A 21,398-nucleotide genomic window follows, 5' to 3' on the forward strand; every position below is an offset into this window, starting at 1 on the left:
ACAGTTAAACAAGGGATAAATAGGTGCTTTCAAGTGACTCGAACGATTCGCTTTGCGGCAGTTCGGCAACTTGTTTTCCTTGATGCAAAATACTGATGCGATCTGCAAGTAAATGAGCACAACTCAGATCGTGTGTGATCATCACGGTCATTACCCCTTTTTCGCCGAGTTGTTTAATTAAGGCGACAAATTCGCGCGTAGCAACCGGATCAAGGCCGCTAGTTGGTTCATCAAGTAGCATTAGGTTGGCATTTTTTAATAGCGCCAATGCGATAGCGGTTTTTTGGCGCATGCCTTTTGAGTAAAAACGCGTTGGTCTATCGAGCGCTTCTTGATTTAAGCCACATTGGATAAGTGCATCGCGCAGGGTGCGGTCATCAACATCAAGCGATGCTAATGACGCAAGGTATGCAAGATTTTCTACTGCTGAAAACTCTGGGTATAAACTAACGTTTTCAGGTAGATAAAAGATATGCTGATCTAATTTGAAATTGCTGGCAAAAATTGATTCGCCGTTAAGCAGCACTTCACCTGCATCGGGATGAGTATTGCCCAAAAGCATATTAAACGTTGTTGTTTTACCGGCGCCGTTAGAACCAAGTAGGCAGTAAACCTCGCCTGAATGTAAGTTAAAGCTTAACTCGCTCACTGCGGTTTTGTTGCCAAACTGCTTGGTTAAGGCCGAAACACTAAGAGTGTTGTTTTGCATAATGCTTGTACAACCAAAAGTTATTAATGAATGAAACAGCACTAAAACGGGACTGAAGATAACAAGTGTTTTAGTGTTACTGAGAAAAAACGAGGTATGTTATATTATAACATTAAAGTAAAGTAAACCTTTGTGCGATGAGAATCGCTCGCATTACGCTTTGTGTGATTAGCGCAATGTAATTGTCTTTGTTGCGTTGCCACGCTACAGTGAGTTCTTCTCAGAACCAGTTTAAAGCAATGAAAATATGATAGATTTACGCAGTGATACCGTAACCACACCGTGTGCAACAATGCGCGAACTGATGGCCAGTGCTCCTGTAGGTGACGATGTGTTTGGTGACGACCCTACGGTAAATGCGCTGCAACGCAAAGCCGCAGAATTAACCGGCCACGAGGCCGCATTATTTGCGCCAAGTGGCACGCAAAGTAATTTATTGGCTCTTATGGCCCATTGTCAGCGTGGTGATGAATACATTGTTGGTCAAGACGCCCATACCTATAAATATGAAGGTGGCGGTGCAGCAGTGCTTGGCAGCATTCAGCCACAGCCAATAGAGTTTGAAAAAGATGGTAGCTTGTCACTCGAATTAGTTAAACGAAAAATTAAGCCGAACGATCACCATTATGCACGCACGCGTCTTTTGTCGATTGAAAATACGGTTTCGGGTAAACCGCTGCCAATGGCTTATTTATCTGACGCCCGCAAGTTTTGTGACGAACATGGTTTAGGTTTGCATTTAGATGGCGCGCGGGTATTTAATGCCGCGGTACATCATCAAGTTGCGATTAAAGACATTACCTCGCAAATGGATTCGGTATCGATTTGCCTATCGAAAGGCCTCGGTGCGCCGCTTGGTAGTGTGCTATGTGGTTCAAAAGCCTTTATTCATGAAGCACATAAATGGCGTAAAATGCTTGGTGGCGGCATGCGCCAAGCAGGTATTGTTGCAGCTGCAGGTTTGTATGCGCTAGAAAACGATATTGACCGTTTGGTTGAAGATCATAAAAACGCCGAGTTTTTAGCGACAGAGCTGTCTAATATCGACGGTATAAGTGTTACATTGCAGGCAACCAATATGGTGTTTTTGCAATATCAGGCAACTAAGCCAGTTACTGAATTTGTCGACGCACTTTATCGTCAAGGCGTTAATATTTGCCCAGGCGAGCAAATTCGTTTGGTACTTCATAAAGATGTGACACGCGAAGATTGTGTTTCAGTGGTTTCTGCAATAAAGAATGCACTTTAGTTATATTTGCATTGAATTGTTAAAATAAACGCTGAGGCAGATATTGGTTATCTGCCTTGGTGTAAGTGTAATTTGTTACTAAGTTACGCTCTAGTATTTACCAGTAGTAATCGAAGGTGAGGTACCACGCCGCAAAGTCCCCTTGATTGATTTGCATATTGCGGTCGAAATACGCATCTTGATTGAGGTATTCAAGGTATAACCAACCCGGGCCATAGTCGTAGCGCACGCCCGGCGCAAACGCATAAACTGTGTCACTGTCTACACCATTGGTGTTTGATTTAGCTAAGGTTACATCTAATACAAAATACCAATCACCCAACGTATAGCCAAGTTCACCTGCGTAACGGGTGTTGTCGATTGTGCTAGCGACATCTGGGTTGGCCGCAAGATAGGCTTGTGGCAAATCGCGCTTACCGTCAATGTAACTGAGTTTGGTAGTAAGCTGGTCAAATTGGCCTTGGTAATAAATTACATAAGCGCTGTGATCGCCATCGGTACGTCTGTCTCCTGTGATCAGCTCCTCTAATTTACCGTTTTGGTAGGAGGCGGCAAAGGTGTGTTGCTTATTAAATGTATAAGAAAAATCAACAACTGCGGTGTCTACCTTTCGGTAGGTTGAGCTGCTGCCCCAGTGGCGGTTGTCATCGGTGCTGTCGGTTGATTTACTTGCCCAGTCATCAGCCAAATAATAGGCAAGTTGGTAATTGAATTGGTTAACGCCGCCTTGGTATTTTACGCCGACATCCATTTGGTCACCGTAAGCGGCTAAAAACATGTCCCCTGGCCAAAAATTAGCGGTTTTCCAGCCAAATGGCACTTGGCTTTTGCCAAAGGTCAGTGAGTTATTGTCATCGATAGCATAACCTAGCCATGCTTTGTGCATCACGTATTTTTGCCCGCTTGAATTGTTATCAACGTCGGTAAAACTGCCGGGCCCTAGGCGAAATTCTGCAGAGTAAAACCAAGGTGACTGATCTGATTTTGCACGATCCAAGTAACCAATAATTGCTTGGTCGCCAAAGTCGGTTTCGTGGGTGTCTTCGTTAAAGCTATAGTTAACCCAAAAGCCGCCTGCCAATGAGGGCGATGCTGCGAGCTGCGTCGAAATTGTAAGTGCAAACAGCGAGGTAAATAAAAGGGGTTTAGAGTTCAACATAAATACCGTGTAAATAGATGACTTTAAAATAGCTTAGACCATAACTTATGAAGTTGACTAGCACTAGATTGCAAACCATATTTAATTCAATACTAGCCATATGTTGTTAGCTCAATGTCGATTTCAAAAAAACTTATCATTGCTTTTTTAGTCACTATGACACTGCCAATTATTGTGATTGCAGTGATCATGATTAACCAGACCCGCAATTTAGCGCACGATAATTTTACTATTGCCAATACGCGAGAAGTTACGCAGATAGATAAAGCGATTTCGCTTTTTTTCGAAGAGATCAGTAAAGACGTTGTGTACATAGCGAAACACCCCGATTTAGTGGCGGCCAAAAGCGGTATTAAAACATATATGAATAGCGCATCCGCCAGTCAAATTACGCCAGAACAAAACGACGTAATTGAACAACGGGTATTCGATTTGTTTTCGCAATTTGGTGAATCACACGAGGGCATTTCTTATATTTACATGGGTAATCAACAAGGTGGTTATACGCAATGGCCAAAAGGCAGTGTAAGCGCTAACTATGACCCACGACCGCGTCCTTGGTTTAAAACAGGCACAGGCGCGACAACTAAACCGATTCGTACTCAAGCGTATTATTGGGAGCCAGATGACGCGGTTATTGTCTCCACCGTGATGTCGATTAAAGATAGTGCGGGTAGCAATTTTGGTGTAACGGGTATGGATGTGTCGTTAAAAGGGTTAACGAGCATGATCCAAAATATCAAAATGGGTGAGTCGGGCTTTTTAATGTTAATAGAAGATTCCGGCAAAATTTTGGTTGATGCCAAACACCCTGAAAATAATTTTAAAGAATTTGCGAGTGTTAAAAGCAATCTATACGCTGGATTAAGCCGCATGGAATCTGGCGATACCACCATAGAAATTGATGGCGATGTTTATCTTGCTAATGTGTATACCTCGCCCAAACTCAATTGGAAGTTTATCGGCCTGCTTAAAAAATCAGAAGTAATGGCGAAAGCAAATACGCTGATGGTGATAATTATTATGGTGAGCTTAATTCTGATTGGTATCTTCTCCGTACTCTCGGTGTATATTTCAAAATTAATATCTCGTCCGATTGTTGAGGTGACCCGTGGTCTTGAAGATATTTCGCAAGGTGAAGGCGATTTAACCCAGCGTTTAAAAATTCGTACGCAAGACGAAACCGGACAACTGGCTAATAGCTTTAATCAATTTTTAAATTCGATTGCTGATTTGGTGCGAGAGATTAATGGTTCTTCTGCTAATGTAAGCAACGCATCGGAAGTAAGCTCACGTTTAGTTACGTCGATGAATTCATCGTTAATGACGCAACAATTAGCGCTTGAGCAAGCTTCTACCGCTATTAATGAAATGGCGGCAACCGCCAACGAAGTTGCATCAAGCTGTGCATCGGCAGCAGATTCAGCCAATTCAACTAAACAATCAGCCATTGAAGGGCAATCGTTAATTAATAAAACGGTATCTAGTGTGTCGGGACTGTCAGACACTATCGCAAGTACAGAGCAAAATGTGCGTGATTTAGACAGTGAAAGTGAAAGCATTACCACAATTTTAGATGTGATCCGTGGCATTGCTGAGCAAACAAATTTGTTAGCACTTAATGCCGCAATTGAGGCAGCGCGCGCAGGCGAACAAGGCAGAGGCTTTTCGGTGGTAGCAGACGAAGTACGTGCGCTTTCACAACGTACATCCGAATCAACAGAAGAAATTGCACAGCAACTTGGTAAACTTAGAAATATGACCCAAGCGATTTCAAAAGAGATGTCACAAAGCCTCGATATATCCTCGCAAACCGTTGAGTTCACAAAACAAGCGCAAACCAGTTTTGATTCCATTACGCATTCGGTTGACCTTATTAGTGATATGAACTCGCAAATAGCCACCGCAGCAGAAGAGCAGCAACATGTAGCGGAAGAGATTAACCGCAACGTTGTGGATATTAAAACCGGTGCTGATGAAATTTCAGGGCTTGCTAATGACGCCGATGAAAATGCCAATAGCCTGGCATCGCTCTCAGCCGCTTTAACTGCGTTGGTTAAAAAGTTTAAAACTTAACGCTTGTTTGTCAGTTATGGTGAGAAGAGGCAGTAGCTGCTGGTAAAATAGCGCGAGCTAATCTAAGCACTACAGCCTCGATGCGTTAGAGGCTAGTGTGCTGCTTGCGATATTGCATTGGGGTGATACCGGTGTATTTTTTAAAGGCGGTGTAAAACGCCGACTTAGAGTTAAAACCCGCATCCATTGCAATATCGAGTACCGTTTTATTGCTGTTTGTGAGTTCATTCTTAGCGTGTTTTACACGGTAGCCATTTACATAATCAAAAAAGTTGACTTGTAAACGCTCGTTCAATGTTTGAGAAATATAGTTGGAAGAAGTATTGATACTTTTTGCAAGTATAGGCAGTGACAAGGCGGCGTTTAAATAGATTTTCTCTTGCTGCATTGCGTTTTCCAATTTGTTTGCAATGTGCTGTAAATTGTCTTCACTTAATGCCGAAGTTTTATATTTATTCTGCGTTGCTGACAACACTCTAGGTTCATCATCCTTATTAATATCATCAAATATTTCTTCAAACCCAGGTTTTTGGCGAAGCGCCCAAGTCGCTAAAAAGGTTACAGCAATCAGTAATAGTAAGCTTGAAAAGGGCGTATACATTTCACTTGGGAACAGCAAATTATTGAGCGTTAGATTGATGGCAAATAACCCCCAAGGAATGCCTACTAAAAGTGCTAGTGCTGTAAGCCAACCCATTTTTTTTGTTCTGTTGTGGCAAAAATATCTTTTAAATGTGTGCGGTAGCGGTTTAAACGAACAATGGTTTTAACCACATAAAATGCCGATTGTAATACCCAGCTTATCACCAACAAAAAGGTGATAATTAACCCAGCATACACACTATATCGCAAGAAGGGGGATACGCTTTCAAGCACCGCATCATCACCGACAACCAAAAGCCCGTGTTGAATCTCGTTAGGTAAAACTAATGTAAAAAGTGAAATAAATAGTCCGATTACAGGCAAAGCAAAATGCCATTTGTCGTGTTTGGTAAGCGTCCATTTCGATTCTGCTGTAAGGCTTTTAATGTAAAACCAAAAGCTTGGGGCGATTAATAATAATGCAGGTAACGATACGATAAGTTGCGTTTGCCGCCACTCTGGTGCGAGTAATTTTAAGCTGGGTTGGCATATCACAATTGCAATGGCAATAAAGCAGCAAGAAAGGGAAGCATAGCCGAAATTTTGGCGTTTTTTAGTAATAAGTAAACTTGCGTTAAAGCCTAATAAGGTCATTGTTGCAATGTTAATCGCAAATAAGTAAATCTCTGGTGGTTGCAAGTTAAATCCTTTTATTTCTTTATAAACAATATCTTATTTGTTTTTGTTGTTTCTTTTTGGTTCTGCTCAACAGATTAGAACGATATTGCTCTAGGTATTTTACATAATCGTTTCTAACTTAACTAGCGTATGGCGTAAGGATTAAAAAATGACATACCAAAATGCAATGATGATAGAACCAAATGAATTTAAAACACCGTTTAATTGGGCTGGTGTTAGCTTTTTACTCTTTATGATAGGTATTCCTGCAATACCAGCAGTATTTATTGTTGCCTTAGTTGTAATGGGTAGTGGTATTGAGTCGCCGCTCAGTGAAATGATTAACGTGCGCTATTTTGATATGCCACTTGTGATTATTTGCCATGGCATATCAGGTATTGTGTTTTTTTTAACAATGCCATTTCAGTTTTCACCAAAGTTAAGACACACAAAACCGCGCTATCATAAAATTAATGGCTACTTTGCTTTTATTTCTGCGTGTGTGATGGCGGCGTCTGGCGTGTGGATGCATCATGTATTTTCGCCTAATGAATTTGGCGCGCGCTATGTGAGTTTGGTGATAGTTGCGATAGCTATTTTCTTAACGTTTGTTATTGCTGTTAAGTATGCAATTAAAAAGGATTTCAAACAGCATCAGCGTTGGGTGTATTTTGCAGCAGCTGCCAGTTTAGCGGTTGTTAGCCCACTATTTTTAGAAATTATCGCGATGTTAATGGGTAATGTGGGAGCTGAAGTTATGCATGACTATGGGCGTTTAATCGGCTTGGTTTTGAATCTTCAAATTGCACATTGGTTATTTAAAAAGAACCATAGCTAGCGATTAATTGGTAAACGTTGAGGTATTTAAGGGAACATGAAGATGTTTAGAGTTAGGTACTAAAGTGTGAAGATACATCAATTAAAGCAGTTTAGAAAAAAGCCAGTAACACGGTTACTGGCTTTTTAGGCTGAAACTTATAGAGCTTATTTTTACTGTGCTTCTTTTTACTGAGCTTATTTTTACTGAACGAGGCTAATAATCAGATTAAATGCTGACTCTTTATCGTGAGCGGTCTCGGCATGTAAAATAAGTTGCTCACCTAGGATTAATGTTTGCTGTTGTACTTGCAGTCGTGCGGTTTCATCTTCAATACCATCAATGTCTGATACATGGGCAAGGCCAATGGTGCGGCGAACAAGCTCAGTGCCGGCAAAACCAAGTGCATCTTTAATGATTTGGTTTACAAAATACTCTGTATAGCCTGGTGCCTGAAGTGATAAATCACGGGTATGCGCTTTAGCAAGTGACAGCCAGGTTGCTGCAAATTCGTTGATCACTTGCTGAATCGTCGTCAGTAAGTAGGTTTGCATTTGGCGGCGCTTTGGAATTTCACTAATTCGGGCATTTTGCGCACAATAATTAAGTAAAAAATTACCGATAAACGAGCCTAAATCAAAACCAATTGGGCCAAAAAAGCCAAACTCTGGGTCGATCACCTTAGTTGATTGCGCATCAACAAAAATACTACCTGAATGCACATCACCGTGTAATAAGCTTTGTGGCGACGATAAAAATAGTTGCTTTAATTTAGCCACTTTAATGTGAAGTTCGGTGTTTTGCTGAAGCTTCTCTACCTCACCTTCAAGTGTCGCCGGGTAGTTATTGCGCAGAGATGTGCGGTACGGATCATCAAAGAATAAGTCTTCAGTGATGGCGCACAGCTCAGGGTTTGTGAACTCAATGACCAAGGCTTTCTTTTCAGCAGGTGTTAAATAAAAGTCTGAGTAATAAAAGCTGGTGGTTGCCAGGTAGTTTGCAAGTTGGCTGCCTAAATTTGGAAAGGTTGTTGCTTGGTTTAGTTCACCACGCAAAATCGTCATATGGCCTAAATCTTCCAAAATGGTTAGGGCAAGTTCGGTATTTTTGTGCAGCACTTTTGCTGTGTATGGTTCGCACACTGCACCATGTTTTTCAAGCACCGCCGCTTCAATGCGCGCTCTATCAAGGGTTAAAGGCCACGACTCACCAACACAACGGGCATAGGGTAATGCCTGCTTTAAAATAATGCTATTACCGTTTTCATCAGCAATGCGAAAGACTAAATTGAGATTGCCATCACCAAACTCATTACAGGTTAATTGAGCATTAGGGGCAAAAAATTCGTTTAACTGTGCAACATAGTTAAGTGCACGCTCATTATCAAAAGCAATATAGTCAGCCATGGTGTTCGCTATTCAAAAATACAGATAATTACGGAATTCTATACTGATGAATGTTTAGATGTCTATACTTCTTTGTGTCTTGGTGTAAAATGATCGCGTTAATAGTTTGGAGTTTCACAGCATGCAAAATTTGCTCGCACGCAGTCTTAAATATCAAGGCGGACAGTTATTCGTTTTAGATCAGTACCTTTTACCACACCAGCAGCATTGGCATGTGTGTAACAGTGTACCTGAGATGCAAGAATTGATTTTGACGTTAAAAGTGCGTGGGGCGCCGCTAATTGGTTTAGCTGCAACCCTGCTAGTTGCTCATTTAGCTGAGCAAGGTCTATCGCATAGCCAACTTGCAGAGGCAATAAATGATTTAGAGGCAACGCGTCCAACTGCGGTTAATTTAATGCACTGCATGAAGCGTATGCGCCAAGCATTAGCTCAAGATAATTTTGTTGACGCATTAGTAGTAACTGCAGAGCAGCTATTTAATGAAGATGTTGCGCTGTGTGAATCCATGGCAACCCTAGGTGCTGCGCTTGTAAAACCGGGCGATAATATTTTAACTCACTGTAATACGGGTGCATTAGCAACAGCAGGGGTAGGTACGGCACTTGGGGTAATTCACCACGCCCATCAAAAATACGGTGATATTCATGTTTGGGTGGATGAAACACGCCCATTACTGCAAGGCGGTCGTTTAACGGCATTTGAGCTTGAAAGCTGGCAAATTCCGTACACCCTTATTTGTGACAATATGGCCGCCAGTTTAATGGCTGCGGGTAAAGTAGATAAGATTTTTGTGGGTGCAGATCGCATTGCAGCTAATGGCGATTTTGCCAATAAAGTCGGTACCTATAATTTAGCCGTGTTGGCACATTTTCATAATGTTGAGTTTTATGTGGTTGCGCCAATCACCACCTTAGATATTGACTGTGAAAGTGGTCAACATATCCCGATTGAAGAGCGTGCTGATGCTGAAGTAAAAGGTGTCAGTGGTAGCTTTGGTGAGTGCCAATGGGCACCAAACAATGCCAAGGTATTTAACCCTGCCTTTGATGTAACGCCAGCACACCTAGTAACGGGTTGGGTACTTGATACCGGCGTTTACAATTTACAGCAAGTAAAAGATGGCGCGTTAAAACAGCTCTAATAAGCCTTATTAAATATAAGAAGAGCACCATTCGGTGCTCTACTTAGAGCGTGTTGACCTTTGCTGTCTATTTCTGCAGCCGTTTGTTTGGCATTTAGACAAGGCAGAGTGATTGTAGTGTAGTACTCTACATAAATGAACGATAACGCAGTATAAACGCCAAACAGACGCTGCCTAACAGGTTCAACCCAAAGCGTTTTGTTCTTTGTTGTTGCTTCTTGACTTAGCTTGCTAGGCCTACAAAGCAACGCCGCGATCAAAACGCTTTGGATTTGAACAGAATTTAGACCATAAAGATCAACACGCTCTAATCCAAGATTGGAAACTCATTGGCAATTTTGCTTTCGGTGCTTTGTGCCACCCAACCCGCTTCGTTATTGAAAAAACGAATTGCGGTAAACTCAGGATCGCTGCCCATATCAAACCAATGCTTAGTGTTAGCCGGCACTGAAATTAAATCACCTTGCTGGCAAAGCACTTGATACACTTTGTCGTCTAAATGCAGGCAGAATAAGCCTTGGCCCTTTACAAAAAAGCGTACTTCGTCTTCGCTATGCGTATGCTCAAATAAAAATTTCTGTCTTAATTCAGCCGCCGCTGGATTACCTTTAGCAAGTGAAATTACATCCACCGTTTGGTAGCCGCCGTCGTGCTGCACACGTTTAATATCGGCGTCATAGGCGTTTAAAATATCATCTGAACTGTGGCTTGCGTCAATTTCAAATGCTGCTTGCCAGTTCTCAAATACCACGCCTACTTGATTAAGTTGTTGCTGAATTTCAGTAAAGTTTTCGCTCTGTAGCAGAGTGCTTACTGCATCGTCGTGACGGTAAATAGTTAGTTTGCTCATACAAATAATGCTTCATCAAATTGGTTAAAATCGTCAATTGCTGGGTGTTGGTCGCTTTTTTCTTGGTTATCACGCCATAACTGCAAGGTGTGCATGCCCGCACTTTTAGCGGCATCAAGCTCTTCAACGATGTCGCTTAAAAACAACACCTCAGAGCCTGAAAAGCCAATCTTTTCAAGAATATTGGTATATGAACTTGCGTCTTTTTTACCGCCAACATGGGTATCAAAATAAACGCTGAACAGCGGGCGAATATCACCATAGTCAGAATGTTCAAACAACAAATGTTGTGCTTTTACCGAGCCAGACGAATAAACAAAAAGGCTTATGCCCGCGTCTTTTTGCTGGTTTAAAAAGTCATAGGCATCTGGGTAAATATGGCCTGTGAAATCACCTTGTTGATAACCCGTTTGCCAGATTAGTCCTTGCAGTTGTTTAAGTGGGGTAATTTTTTGATCCGTTGCAATCCAATGTTGCAGTGCATCTATGACCTCAGTAAGGCTGGCGTCTGGTTTGGCAATTTCCGCTTTTACTGCATTAATTTGCGTTTTTACCGTGGCATCGTTTTGGTTTTCTTCAACAAATGCAGCAATATGTTTTGCCGCATAGGGAAACAAAATATCTTTTACAAATGAAATGCGGGTAATTGTGCCTTCAATATCGGTAATGATGGCTTTAATCATAGTGATGACTCCAACTTAATGCGCTCAAGCTCGCATGCGAATAAAAACTCCAACCCTTCAATGTGACGACGTGTTTCAGCCACACTGTTGCCCATTGCATATAAACCATGACCGCGAATAAGCACACCATGAACAATTGGCTCTTGCTCGTGGCGTTTTGCAACAAGTTCCGCCAAGCGGTCAATATCTTGGTCATTATCAAAAATGGCAATAGTAAGCGTACTTTCGTGACTGGTGATGCCGCGTAATGATTTTTGCATTTCATAGCCTTGAATTGCCAAGGTATCAGCTTTTATAAAACGCGATAACACAGTGGCGGCTATAGAGTGGGTATGTAATACACATTCAGTGCTTGGTTGAAGTTGGTACAGTTTTAAATGAAGTGCCGTTTCGGCAGATGGCTTTCCTTGGCCTTTGCAAATAGCGCCTTGCTGATCGAGCTCTAAAAAGTGTTCAGGGGCAAGGTGTCCTTTATCATGGCCACTTGCGGTCACAACAAATCCCGTGTCTGTTTTAATTGAAAAATTACCACCAGTTGCTGGTACCCAGCCTTTATCGCTGACCCAACGACCCGCTTCAATCAATGCACTTTTTGCGGCATCATTATGCATAATAGGTTACTCGAATATAAAAACTCAAACTTTTAGACGGCTATACATCCGTTTTCGGCAATGATAGCATCGCTTTTGTTAAAGCACCATCAAGATTAGAGGTATCGTGTGCAAAGTAAATTACCAAATTTAGGCGTCAGTATTTTTTCGCAAATGACCGCATTGGCAAATGAGCATCAAGCGCTTAATTTATCACAAGGTTTTCCAGAGTTTGATACGCCAGAGGCGCTTAAAAACAAACTTAATTTTTACAGCGCACAAGGATTTAACCAATATTCGCCATCCAGTGGTGTACCCGCATTACAACAACAAATTGCTGATTTGGTGTTGCGAAAATACGCTTTAACGATTTCACCAGAGGCATCGGTAACCGTTACATCAGGTGCAACTGAGGCGCTTTATGTCGCAATTCAAGCTCTCGTCAGCCAAAATGATGAAGTGATTGTGTTTGACCCTGCCTATGATTCTTACCAGCCAGCGATTGAACTTGCCGGTGGTAAAGCGGTTCATATCGCGTTAACTGCACCAAATTACCAAATAGATTGGCAGCAGGTCGCCGGCGCAATTACCGATAAAACCAAAGCGATTATTATTAATTCGCCACATAACCCAAGTACTAAAACGCTAAAACAAGCAGACATTAATGCGTTAACGCTACTGCTTGAACAGCATGATTTGTACCTCATCAGCGATGAAGTTTACGAGCATATTTGCTTTGATGGCGCCACACATTTAAGTGCGCTTGGCGATGACGTACTGTTTGCCCGCAGTTTTGTGGTATCGAGTTTTGGTAAAACCTTCCACTGCACAGGGTGGAAAATGGGTTACTGTGTGGCTCCTGAAAAGCTGATGGTGGAGTTTCGTAAAATTCACCAGTATGTGACGTTTTCTAGTTTTACCCCTGCGCAACTGGCATTAGCCGACATGCTTAAAGAGCAGCCAAACCATGTTGATGAATTAAGTGCGTTTTATCAGCATAAGCGCGATGTGTTAACTAATGCATTAGCAAATAGCCGTTTTACACTGTTACCAAGTGAAGGTACCTATTTTTTACTGCTTGATTACTCCGCCATCTCAGAGTTAGATGATGTGGCATTTTGCGAATATTTAGTAAAAGAAGTTGGTGTTGCTGCGATTCCTCTTAGTGTGTTTTATGAAAATGCCCCCGGCGACCGTGTGATTCGTTTATGTTTTGCTAAGGAAGACGCCACCTTAATCGCCGCAGCGGAGAAGTTATGTCAGCTATAAATAGCAGCTTAAACGTCGCGTTAGTGCAAAGTGATATTGCATGGCTAGACGTTAATAAAAATTTAAACACCTTGAGCGAACAACTGAGCAATCTAGAGTCGGTTGATTTAATTTTACTGCCCGAAACTTTTGCTACTGGTTTTGCCATTAATTTAGATGTCGCAGAGCCAAGGCAAGGGCCAATTTTAGATTGGATGTTGGCACAAGCAAAACGCTTAAATGCGGTAGTGGCAGGCTCAGTGTTAGTGAACCAACAAGGTAAAAAAGCGAACCGCTTTTACTGGTGTTGGCCAAATGGCGCGGTGGAATTTTACGATAAACGCCATCTGTTTTGTTTAGGTAACGAAGGTGATTTTGTTAATGCCGGTGTTGAGCGAAAAATCATTAGTATCAATGGTTTTAGGTTGTTGCCACAGGTGTGCTACGACTTACGTTTTCCGGTATTTCAGCGTAGTCGCAACGATTACGATGTGATGGTTAATGTGGCAAACTGGCCTGCTGCACGTCGTCGTATTTGGGATACTTTGCTGCAAGCTAGAGCAATTGAAAATCAATGCTATGTACTTGCTGCCAATCGTGTCGGTGATGATGGCAATGGAGTTGCACATAATGGCGGTACAGCTGCCTATGATTTTACGGGTGAAACGCTCGTTGCCGCCGAGGATAACCAAGCGCAAGTAATCACAATTGAACTGACGAAATCGGCGTTAACTCAGTTTAAAGAGAAGTTTCCAGCCCATCTTGATGCGGACCAATTTACACTGCCTAATATTAAGTAGGCAAACGTGAGTTTGGTTACCACTCGTTAGGCAATGTTTGTTTTATTAAACCTAAAAGCTGTTTTAAGCGTAATAATTTTATAGCTCAAAACAGTTTAGGTGTTCAATGAAATCGTCTCTTGCTACAGGTTTGTTGTTTATGGCAGCAAACGCTCACGCTAATATAAATCTTAACCAACTTGAATGGATGGTGATAAACGACTCGGTGATGGGAGGCGTTTCAAATAGCCGCGTAATTGTTGGCGATAACAATTTAACGTTTAAAGGCGATGTGTCACTTGCCAATAATGGTGGTTTTGCATCATTTCGAGCGCCTATTTCATTTGAGAATACCAATGTTGATTCCCTTAGTTTTAAGGTTGTAGGTGATGGCAAACAATACCAACTGCGCTTGCGGGTAGATGGATATTACGACGGCCCTGCGTTTGTTTATCACTTTAAAACTAAGGCAGGTAAAGAACATACTTTTAATTTATCCGAACAAGACTTTGTTTTAATGTTTCGCGGTAGGCAGTTTGAGTCGGACTATCAACTTCGTTTTGATGATGTACGCTCGCTTGGTTTTATGATTAGTAATAAACAAGCAGGTGATTTTAGTTTGCAGGTAAAGCACATAGCACTATTACAAAAAGTGTAGTTATCGTAGAGCCGTTAATTTTAGGTTAAGTTTACTATTGGCATACTAGCCACAAATTCAACGAATTGTTTTTTAGAATTTGTTCAAAGTTAGTTTTCCCAAGTAGTTGTTTTACACAAGTACACCATTTGCCCACAACCTTTTGTGGGCTTTTTTTTTGGCTATAAAAAAGGCGCTAAATGCGCCTTTGTTTGATTGTAGCTTCACTCATTATTTAATATCAAAACGGTCAAGTTGCATTACTTTTGTCCATGCTTTTACAAAGTCGTTTACAAAACGTTCTTTCGAATTATCAAACGCATATACTTCAGCAACAGCACGTAACTCAGATGAAGAACCAAAGATTAAATCAACCGGTGTCGCTGTGTATTTAACGGCGCCAGTTTTACGGTCTTTACCTTGGTAGACATCGCCTGCTTTTTGCCACTGAGTAGACATATCAAGCAAGTTGACAAAAAAGTCATTGTTTAGTGTGTCTTTTTTATCTGTAAATACACCGTTGGTTGAGCCATCTGTATTGGTATTTAGCACGCGCATACCGCCAACTAATACCGTCATTTCAGGTACCGTTAATGCAAGCTGGTCTGCTTTATCTACTAAGGCGTCGGTTGGTGATTTGTAATAACCTTTTTCATAGTAGTTTCTAAAACCATCAGCACTTGGTTGAAGTAACGAAAATGAGTTTACATCCGTTTGTGCTTGGGTTGCATCACCGCGTCCTGCCACAAATGGCACGCTTACTATAACCCCTGCATTTTTAGCTGCTTTTTCAACTGCAGCTGCACCGCCGAGTACTATCATATCAGCAAGTGAAATTTTGCTGCGACCAAAAGTACGGTCATTAAATTCATCTTTAATTTCAGTCAGTTTGGCAATCACTTTCGCAGTTTGTGCTGGGTTATTTACTTGCCAATCTTTTTGCGGCGCCAGTGCAATACGTGCACCATTTGCACCACCGCGCATATCAGAATCCCGGTAGCTTGATGCTGAAGCCCATGCGGTTGCTACGAGTTCCGATACTGACAGGCCTGAATCTAAAATTTGCGCTTTTAGTTTTTTAACGTCTTTATCACTTACTAGTTTGTAATTTGGCTTGTCGATAGGATCTTGCCAAATATGCGCTTGTTTTGGATATTCGTCACCTAAGTAATTATCAAGTGGACCCATATCGCGGTGGGTTAATTTAAACCACGCTTTGGCAAATGCGAGGCGGTATTCTTCAGGATCTGCCAGGAAGCGCTCTGCAATTTTGCGGTATTCTGGGTCAAATTTTAACGCCAAATCTGCTGTATTCATCACAGGTGGATTGTACTTGCCCTTAACGTGTGCATCTGGAACTGACTTATGTAACGACTCATCGGTAGGGACCCAAATAATCGCACCCGCAGGGCTACGTGATTGTTTCCACTCAAAATTAAGTAAGTTTGATAGGTATAGTGATGTCCACTTTGTTGGTGCTTGTGTCCATGCACCTTCTAACCCGCTTGTCACGGTGTCTTCCGAGTGGCCTTTACCGCATTTGTTTTTCCAGCCAAAACCTTGCTGCTCAATTGGCGCTGCACCCGGTTCTTTCTCTAAACACTTATTCGCTTTGTGAGCGCCGTGCATTTTACCAAAGGTGTGACCACCTGCGATAAGAGCAAGCGTTTCTTCATCGTTCATTGCCATACGTGCAAATGATTCGCGAATATTTTTAGCTGAGCCAAGTGGATCGGGTACGCCACCTGGGCCTTCGGGGTTTACGTAAATTAAGCCCATATGGACAGCAGCCAGTGGGCGCTTTAATTTGCCATCGCTATCGCGACGATCGCTTGCTAACATTTCAACTTCTGGTCCCCAGTAAACCATATCCGGCTCCCAGTCATCATCCCGACCGGCAGCAAAACCGTAAGTTTTAAAACCCATGTTTTCTAACGCTACGTTACCTGCAAGTACGATTAAGTCACCCCAAGAGATAAGCTCACCGTATTTCTGCTTAACAGGCCACAGTAAGCGACGTGCTTTATCTAGGTTACCGTTATCTGGCCAGCTGTTTAATGGGTTGAAGCGTTGTTGACCACCGCCTGCGCCACCTCGGCCATCAAGCGTGCGGTAAGTCCCCGCAGCATGCCAAGTCATACGAATAAAAAACGGGCCATAGTTACCCCAGTCGGCAGGCCACCATTCTTGTGAGTCAGTAAGCACAAAATCGATGTCCTTTTTAAGCGCATCCATATCAAGCTGTGTAAACGCTTTTTTATAATTAAAGTCTTCACCTAATGGGTTTGAGCGAACATCGTGATCGCGAAGTGGTGTTAAATCGAGTTGATTTGGCCACCAAAATAGGTTTGATTTCGCTTGGTTAGGCATTACTTTGCCCATGCCAATTGCGCCTTTTGGCTTGCTCATTGTGTCTTTAGCAAATGCGGATGTTGCGCCTAAAGATAGTGCTACAACAGCGGCAATAGAAGTATATTTTAATATCTGAATGGATTTCATTTTTGAATTCCCCTTATTATTTATGGGTGTATTAACGCAGCTAAGTATAGGGAGGAAATCAAATAACTAAATTTGATAATAACTAAGTTGATATTCGTTTTTTTAGATTGTTGTTGTGTAAATACTTTCCTTGCCACATTGATTTTGAAAACGCTAATCAAAAAAACATATGATCACCATCGGTATTTTTGAATAATGTCTTAAGATATTGATTTTTAGTTTCTTTTGTTTTTATTTGGTAGTGAGTGAAAGAAACGACCGAGTTAGAGATATGGTCATTTCGTATAAATTGATTATTATTTAAAAAACATTCGATTTATAAGAACTACAATGATCTCACTGAAACAGCTTCATTACGCCTTAGCCGTTGAAAAAACGCTACATTTTAAAAAGGCTGCGGACAATTGCCACGTATCGCAATCCACGCTTAGTACCGCGGTACATGAGCTAGAAAAACAATTAGGTGTGGTTATTTTTGAGCGTAACAATAAACATGTGTTTATTACCGACGAAGGCAAGTTAATTCTTGAAAAAGCCAAGCGCATTAAACTTGAAGTAGACGAACTGACGTTGCTGGCAAAGTCCAATAAAGCGCCGCTAGCAAGCCCGATGACGATTGGTGTGATACCTACAATTGGCCCTTTTTTACTGCCAAAGGTATTGCCAAAAGTGCGCACTGAATACAGCAACTTTAAGCTGAAAATCGTTGAAGACCAATCACATGTGTTGGTTGAAAAACTGCGCGAAGGTGAGCTTGATGCTGCAATTTTAGCCTTGCCATACGATATTGACGGTTTAATGGCATTTAATTTTTGGCAAGAAGACTTTTACTGGGTGAGTCATAAAGACGAATGTTCACTAAATTTGCGTGAAATTACCACCAATGAGTTTGATCTCGACAAATTAATGTTGCTAAAAGATGGCCACTGTTTAAAAGAACATGCACTAGCGGCATGTAAATTAGAAAACACCAACAACGACAATCAACTAGACTCAACCAGTTTACACACATTAATTCAAATGGTTGCCGGTAAATTAGGCACAACCTTAGTACCTCAAATGGCCCTTGATCAACTCGTGAAAAACGAAGGTGAGCTGGCTGCGGTACATTTAAACGAGCCAGGTCCGCATCGCACGATAGCACTTGTGGTAAGGCCTAATTACGTAAGAACCAATGATATTGTGCTACTACAGCAACTTTTTGAAAATGAGTTAAAAGATAAATGCTATACAGGTTAACGCAGTGATTTAAACATCTGCTAGATCATGAATTTTGATGTTTTTTTGCCCTTGGCACTGCAAAACAGCATTTGATCTTGTATAACTAATTGAGCGTATAAATGTTTTTACGTTCACCGACATGAATTGTTAACTGATTTTAACGAGCGAAATAAAGAAATTTTGATACGTTTAATTGAGGTATAAGTGGTTCGGTTATCTCAATTAAGAATGTTTCCCCTGCATTCTTGCCTAGTATTATTTTCACATAGGCAATTGGCACACAGTTTCTTTTAAGCGTGAAAAAACGCTGCTCGTTAGTCGTTTTAATAAAAATGTCGTCTCAATGAACCCGTCAGACCAATAAAGGAGATGTGCGATGTCATCAAGTAAATGCCCATTTACATCAGGAAGTAATACGCAAATTGGAAAATCGAATACCGATTGGTGGCCTAATACCCTCAATCTCGATATTTTGCATCAACACGATTCAAAAACTAACCCACTCGGAAGTGATTATGATTACCGAGAGCAATTAAAGCAGCTTGATTTCGCTGCGCTGAAAGCCGATTTAACCGCACTTATGACCGACAGCCAAGATTGGTGGCCGGCCGATTGGGGCCACTACGGCGGTTTAATGATCCGTATGACATGGCATGCGGCGGGAAGTTATCGCGTTGCCGATGGTCGCGGTGGTGCGGGTACTGGTAATTTACGTTTTTCACCGCTTAATTCATGGCCAGATAATACCAACCTCGACAAAGCGCGTCGTTTACTTTGGCCGATTAAGAAAAAGTACGGTAACAAGTTAAGCTGGGCAGATTTAATTGCGTATGCTGGCACCATCGCCTATGAGTCGATGGGGTTAAAAACCTATGGTTTTGCGTTTGGCCGCGAAGATATTTGGCACCCAGAAAAAGATACTTATTGGGGCGCAGAAAAAGAATGGCTTGCCCCTTCAGAAAATGACAACAGTCGTTATTCAGGTGAGCGCGACTTAGAAAATCCATTAGCAGCAGTAATGATGGGCCTAATTTATGTTAACCCAGAAGGGGTGGATGGTAAGCCAGATCCACAAAAAACAGCCCACGATGTGCGTGAAACCTTCGCCCGTATGGCAATGAACGATGAAGAAACAGTGGCGCTTACCGCAGGTGGTCATACCGTAGGTAAATGTCATGGTAATGGTGATGCCGCGAAACTTGGCCCGGAACCAGAAGCAGCTGATATTAACGAACAAGGCCTTGGTTGGAATCACCAAGAAGGTAATGGCTTAGGTGCAGATGCAATAACCAGTGGCCTTGAAGGGGCGTGGACAACCAATCCTACTCAGTGGGATAACGGTTATTTCGAATTACTACTTAACCATGAGTGGGAACTTAAAAAGAGCCCAGCAGGTGCGTGGCAATGGGAACCTGTCGCGATTAAAGAAGAGGATAAGCCGCTCGCGGTTGATGGCAACGGCAAACGTAATAATCCCATTATGACTGATGCTGATATGGCGATGAAGGTTGACCCAGAATATCGCAAAATTTCAGAGCGATTCTATAACGACCCAGCTTATTTTTCTGAGGTATTTGCACGTGCATGGTTTAAATTAACGCACCGTGATATGGGACCAAAAGCCTGTTATATCGGCCCTGATGTGCCAAAGGAAGATTTAACATGGCAAGATCCTATTCCAGCTGGCAATACAGCTTATGATGAACAAGCGGTTAAAGCGGCAATTAAAGCCAGTGGTTTATCTATTGCTGAAATGGCGACAACCGCATGGGATAGTGCGCGCACTTTCCGTCACTCAGATAAACGCGGAGGGGCAAATGGCGCGCATATCTGCTTGCAGCCGGCTAAGGATTGGCAAGGCAACGAGCCTGAAAAGCTTGCTAAGGTGCTAAGCGTGTATCAAGCAATCTCAGATGAGCATAATGTAAGCGTTGCTGATGTGATTGTGCTTGCGGGTAATGTTGCCATTGAACAGGCGGCAAGTGCAGCTGGCTTTACAGCAAGTCTAACCTTTAACAAAGGCCGTGGTGATGCTTCTCAAGAGATGACCGAAGTAGACTCATTTGCTTATTTAGAGCCTGTACATGACGGTTTTAGAAATTGGCAGCAGCAAAAATTTGCAGCAAGCCCAGAAGAGTTATTACTTGAACGTGCTCAACTATTAGGACTAACAGCACCAGAAATGACGGTATTGGTGGGCGGTTTACGGGTATTAGGCTGTAATTATGGTGGTTCTCAAGCAGGTGTGTTCACCGATCGCGTTGGACAACTTACTACCGACTTTTTTGTCAATCTAACAGACATGCGTTATGAGTGGCAGCCAACAGGCGATAATCAATACGTACTGCGTGATAGAGCGACTAAAGAAGATGCTTGGCAAGCTACGCGCGTTGATTTAGTGTTTGGCTCAAACTCAATTTTGCGTGCGTATGCAGAAGTGTATGCACAAGATGATAATGGTCAGAAGTTTGTAGATGACTTTGTAGCGGCATGGAATAAGGTAATGAATGCCGATCGCTTTGATTTAGCAAGCTAGCATTTCGCCTAATAAAAAAGCCTTTCTATTTAATTGATAGAAAGGCTATTTTAACTGTTTTCTGAAGATATAAATTAGCTTTTTGGTTTTTGTCATAGGCATATTTCCTAATAATGTGAATTTATTTAAAAAGTAAGTAACTACCACCTACGGCTACACCTGTTACAATTGCAGCTGTCATACCTGCGGTTACTAAACCAACTACCACAAATGCAGTAAGTGCTGTGGTCATTCCAATATCAAACACGTTGCTCATTTTTTATCTCCGATGCGAATTACGATTATTTAGTTAACATGTATGTGCCGCCAATTGCTGCACCGGCCATAATTGCGGTTGTCATGCCAGCTGTTACAAGACCAGCTACTACAAATGTTGTTAAACCAGCTGCCATTAAAATCTCGATTGCGTTTGATGTATTCATTGTTCAATTTCCTTTAAGTTTGAGTAAAGCGTGTTGCTTGAGTTAAATAATAGGCAATTGAGATGAGGAATCTTTTGCTTTGTGATTTTTGGTCAATCGTGGTGATATTTGGT

The 21,398-nt window shown here is 41.9% G+C and carries 20 protein-coding genes; 9 read left to right on the top strand and 11 right to left on the bottom strand.

Going from position 1 to position 21,398, the window contains the following annotated elements:
• Positions 1–4 precede the first annotated feature (4 nt).
• Entirely contained in the window at positions 5–709 is a 705-nt protein-coding gene (locus tag PSPO_RS15430; protein WP_010558261.1) for an ABC transporter ATP-binding protein, read from the bottom strand.
• 247 nt (positions 710–956) lie between these two features.
• Between PSPO_RS15430 and ltaE the strand changes: the two genes are divergently transcribed.
• The gene (gene ltaE / locus PSPO_RS15435) at positions 957–1,958 is read left to right on the top strand and encodes a low-specificity L-threonine aldolase (protein WP_010558260.1); all 1,002 of its coding nucleotides are present in this window, start codon (positions 957–959) and stop codon (positions 1,956–1,958) included.
• Between the two features lie 97 nt (positions 1,959–2,055).
• Here the strand turns inward: ltaE and PSPO_RS15440 are convergent, their stop codons facing one another.
• Complete coding sequence (locus PSPO_RS15440; protein ID WP_010558259.1) at positions 2,056–3,117, bottom strand: hypothetical protein; 1,062 nt, start codon at positions 3,115–3,117, stop codon at positions 2,056–2,058.
• 114 nt (positions 3,118–3,231) lie between these two features.
• Between PSPO_RS15440 and PSPO_RS15445 the strand changes: the two genes are divergently transcribed.
• A complete protein-coding gene (locus PSPO_RS15445; RefSeq protein ID WP_010558258.1) occupies positions 3,232–5,193 on the top strand; it encodes a methyl-accepting chemotaxis protein in 1,962 nt (653 codons plus the stop codon).
• Positions 5,194–5,278: 85 nt separating this feature from the next.
• Here the strand turns inward: PSPO_RS15445 and PSPO_RS15450 are convergent, their stop codons facing one another.
• On the bottom strand, positions 5,279–5,890 hold the full coding sequence (locus tag PSPO_RS15450; protein ID WP_051320911.1) for a helix-turn-helix domain-containing protein: 612 nt from the start codon (positions 5,888–5,890) through the stop codon (positions 5,279–5,281).
• The gene (locus tag PSPO_RS15455; RefSeq protein WP_040642116.1) at positions 5,869–6,474 is read right to left on the bottom strand and encodes a hypothetical protein; all 606 of its coding nucleotides are present in this window, start codon (positions 6,472–6,474) and stop codon (positions 5,869–5,871) included. Before PSPO_RS15455 ends, PSPO_RS15450 begins: the two co-directional genes overlap by 22 nt.
• A gap of 148 nt (positions 6,475–6,622) precedes the next feature.
• On the opposite strand from PSPO_RS15455, the gene PSPO_RS15460 reads away from it, so the two are divergent.
• Positions 6,623–7,291 carry a DUF2306 domain-containing protein gene (locus PSPO_RS15460; protein ID WP_010558257.1) on the top strand — a complete coding sequence of 223 codons (669 nt, stop codon included), beginning with the start codon at positions 6,623–6,625 and terminating at the stop codon, positions 7,289–7,291.
• Between the two features lie 182 nt (positions 7,292–7,473).
• Here PSPO_RS15460 and mtnK read toward each other — a convergent pair whose 3' ends face one another.
• Positions 7,474–8,676: an S-methyl-5-thioribose kinase gene (gene mtnK, locus PSPO_RS15465; protein WP_010558256.1), complete on the bottom strand. Its 1,203-nt coding sequence runs from the start codon at positions 8,674–8,676 to the stop codon at positions 7,474–7,476.
• 121 nt (positions 8,677–8,797) lie between these two features.
• Here mtnK and mtnA point away from each other — a divergent pair, with 121 nt between their 5' ends.
• The gene (gene mtnA, locus PSPO_RS15470) at positions 8,798–9,820 is read left to right on the top strand and encodes an S-methyl-5-thioribose-1-phosphate isomerase (protein ID WP_010558255.1); all 1,023 of its coding nucleotides are present in this window, start codon (positions 8,798–8,800) and stop codon (positions 9,818–9,820) included.
• Between the two features lie 307 nt (positions 9,821–10,127).
• Here the strand turns inward: mtnA and PSPO_RS15480 are convergent, their stop codons facing one another.
• From PSPO_RS15480 to PSPO_RS15490, 3 genes are read right to left on the bottom strand one after another with little or no spacing between them, the layout of a single operon-like run.
• The gene (locus tag PSPO_RS15480) at positions 10,128–10,670 is read right to left on the bottom strand and encodes a 1,2-dihydroxy-3-keto-5-methylthiopentene dioxygenase (RefSeq protein ID WP_010558253.1); all 543 of its coding nucleotides are present in this window, start codon (positions 10,668–10,670) and stop codon (positions 10,128–10,130) included.
• On the bottom strand, positions 10,667–11,353 hold the full coding sequence (gene mtnC / locus PSPO_RS15485; RefSeq protein WP_010558252.1) for an acireductone synthase: 687 nt from the start codon (positions 11,351–11,353) through the stop codon (positions 10,667–10,669). The genes PSPO_RS15480 and mtnC overlap by 4 nt, the downstream gene beginning before the upstream one ends.
• Positions 11,350–11,964 carry a methylthioribulose 1-phosphate dehydratase gene (locus PSPO_RS15490; protein ID WP_010558251.1) on the bottom strand — a complete coding sequence of 205 codons (615 nt, stop codon included), beginning with the start codon at positions 11,962–11,964 and terminating at the stop codon, positions 11,350–11,352. The genes mtnC and PSPO_RS15490 overlap by 4 nt, the downstream gene beginning before the upstream one ends.
• Before the next feature lie 153 nt (positions 11,965–12,117).
• Between PSPO_RS15490 and PSPO_RS15495 the strand changes: the two genes are divergently transcribed.
• The 3 genes from PSPO_RS15495 (at position 12,118) to PSPO_RS15505 (ending at position 14,628) form a co-directional block, all read left to right on the top strand.
• Positions 12,118–13,212 (top strand): methionine aminotransferase, encoded by a 1,095-nt coding sequence (locus PSPO_RS15495; protein WP_051320918.1) that lies wholly within the window; start codon positions 12,118–12,120, stop codon positions 13,210–13,212.
• Entirely contained in the window at positions 13,200–13,991 is a 792-nt protein-coding gene (locus PSPO_RS15500) for an amidohydrolase (protein WP_010558249.1), read from the top strand. Before PSPO_RS15495 ends, PSPO_RS15500 begins: the two co-directional genes overlap by 13 nt.
• Positions 13,992–14,097: 106 nt before the next feature.
• The gene (locus tag PSPO_RS15505; RefSeq protein ID WP_010558248.1) at positions 14,098–14,628 is read left to right on the top strand and encodes a CIA30 family protein; all 531 of its coding nucleotides are present in this window, start codon (positions 14,098–14,100) and stop codon (positions 14,626–14,628) included.
• Between the two features lie 210 nt (positions 14,629–14,838).
• On the opposite strand, the gene katG (PSPO_RS15510) is transcribed toward PSPO_RS15505, so the two are convergent.
• Entirely contained in the window at positions 14,839–17,106 is a 2,268-nt protein-coding gene (katG, locus tag PSPO_RS15510) for a catalase/peroxidase HPI (RefSeq protein ID WP_010558247.1), read from the bottom strand.
• A gap of 330 nt (positions 17,107–17,436) precedes the next feature.
• Between katG (PSPO_RS15510) and PSPO_RS15515 the strand changes: the two genes are divergently transcribed.
• Positions 17,437–18,345 carry a hydrogen peroxide-inducible genes activator gene (locus tag PSPO_RS15515; protein ID WP_010558246.1) on the top strand — a complete coding sequence of 303 codons (909 nt, stop codon included), beginning with the start codon at positions 17,437–17,439 and terminating at the stop codon, positions 18,343–18,345.
• Positions 18,346–18,703: 358 nt separating this feature from the next.
• Positions 18,704–20,863, top strand: coding sequence for a catalase/peroxidase HPI (gene katG, locus PSPO_RS15520; protein ID WP_010558245.1), 2,160 nt, complete (start codon positions 18,704–18,706; stop codon positions 20,861–20,863).
• Between the two features lie 121 nt (positions 20,864–20,984).
• Here the strand turns inward: katG (PSPO_RS15520) and PSPO_RS21970 are convergent, their stop codons facing one another.
• Both PSPO_RS21970 and PSPO_RS21690 read right to left on the bottom strand, forming a co-directional pair.
• Positions 20,985–21,119, bottom strand: coding sequence for a hypothetical protein (locus tag PSPO_RS21970; protein WP_267890940.1), 135 nt, complete (start codon positions 21,117–21,119; stop codon positions 20,985–20,987).
• A 25-nt stretch (positions 21,120–21,144) separates the two neighbouring features.
• Positions 21,145–21,285: a hypothetical protein gene (locus PSPO_RS21690; RefSeq protein ID WP_157813533.1), complete on the bottom strand. Its 141-nt coding sequence runs from the start codon at positions 21,283–21,285 to the stop codon at positions 21,145–21,147.
• Positions 21,286–21,398 lie beyond the last annotated feature (113 nt).

It is taken from the genome of Pseudoalteromonas spongiae UST010723-006 (genome assembly GCF_000238255.3).
Lineage (GTDB): Bacteria > Pseudomonadota > Gammaproteobacteria > Enterobacterales > Alteromonadaceae > Pseudoalteromonas > Pseudoalteromonas spongiae.

Excerpts from the sequence above, each read along its gene's own strand:
- PSPO_RS15430 (WP_010558261.1), bottom strand. The coding sequence starts at position 709 with ATGCAAAACAACACTCTTAGTGTTTCGGCCTTAACCAAGCAGTTTGGC.
- ltaE (WP_010558260.1), top strand. The coding sequence starts at position 957 with ATGATAGATTTACGCAGTGATACCGTAACCACACCGTGTGCAACAATG.
- PSPO_RS15440 (WP_010558259.1), bottom strand. The coding sequence starts at position 3,117 with ATGTTGAACTCTAAACCCCTTTTATTTACCTCGCTGTTTGCACTTACA.
- PSPO_RS15445 (WP_010558258.1), top strand. The coding sequence starts at position 3,232 with ATGTCGATTTCAAAAAAACTTATCATTGCTTTTTTAGTCACTATGACA.
- PSPO_RS15450 (WP_051320911.1), bottom strand. The coding sequence starts at position 5,890 with ATGGGTTGGCTTACAGCACTAGCACTTTTAGTAGGCATTCCTTGGGGG.
- PSPO_RS15460 (WP_010558257.1), top strand. The coding sequence starts at position 6,623 with ATGACATACCAAAATGCAATGATGATAGAACCAAATGAATTTAAAACA.
- mtnK (WP_010558256.1), bottom strand. The coding sequence starts at position 8,676 with ATGGCTGACTATATTGCTTTTGATAATGAGCGTGCACTTAACTATGTT.
- mtnA (WP_010558255.1), top strand. The coding sequence starts at position 8,798 with ATGCAAAATTTGCTCGCACGCAGTCTTAAATATCAAGGCGGACAGTTA.
- PSPO_RS15480 (WP_010558253.1), bottom strand. The coding sequence starts at position 10,670 with ATGAGCAAACTAACTATTTACCGTCACGACGATGCAGTAAGCACTCTG.
- mtnC (WP_010558252.1), bottom strand. The coding sequence starts at position 11,353 with ATGATTAAAGCCATCATTACCGATATTGAAGGCACAATTACCCGCATT.
- PSPO_RS15490 (WP_010558251.1), bottom strand. The coding sequence starts at position 11,964 with ATGCATAATGATGCCGCAAAAAGTGCATTGATTGAAGCGGGTCGTTGG.
- PSPO_RS15495 (WP_051320918.1), top strand. The coding sequence starts at position 12,118 with ATGACCGCATTGGCAAATGAGCATCAAGCGCTTAATTTATCACAAGGT.
- PSPO_RS15500 (WP_010558249.1), top strand. The coding sequence starts at position 13,200 with ATGTCAGCTATAAATAGCAGCTTAAACGTCGCGTTAGTGCAAAGTGAT.
- PSPO_RS15505 (WP_010558248.1), top strand. The coding sequence starts at position 14,098 with ATGAAATCGTCTCTTGCTACAGGTTTGTTGTTTATGGCAGCAAACGCT.
- katG (WP_010558247.1), bottom strand. The coding sequence starts at position 17,106 with ATGAAATCCATTCAGATATTAAAATATACTTCTATTGCCGCTGTTGTA.
- PSPO_RS15515 (WP_010558246.1), top strand. The coding sequence starts at position 17,437 with ATGATCTCACTGAAACAGCTTCATTACGCCTTAGCCGTTGAAAAAACG.
- katG (WP_010558245.1), top strand. The coding sequence starts at position 18,704 with ATGTCATCAAGTAAATGCCCATTTACATCAGGAAGTAATACGCAAATT.
- PSPO_RS21970 (WP_267890940.1), bottom strand. The coding sequence starts at position 21,119 with ATGAGCAACGTGTTTGATATTGGAATGACCACAGCACTTACTGCATTT.
- PSPO_RS21690 (WP_157813533.1), bottom strand. The coding sequence starts at position 21,285 with ATGAATACATCAAACGCAATCGAGATTTTAATGGCAGCTGGTTTAACA.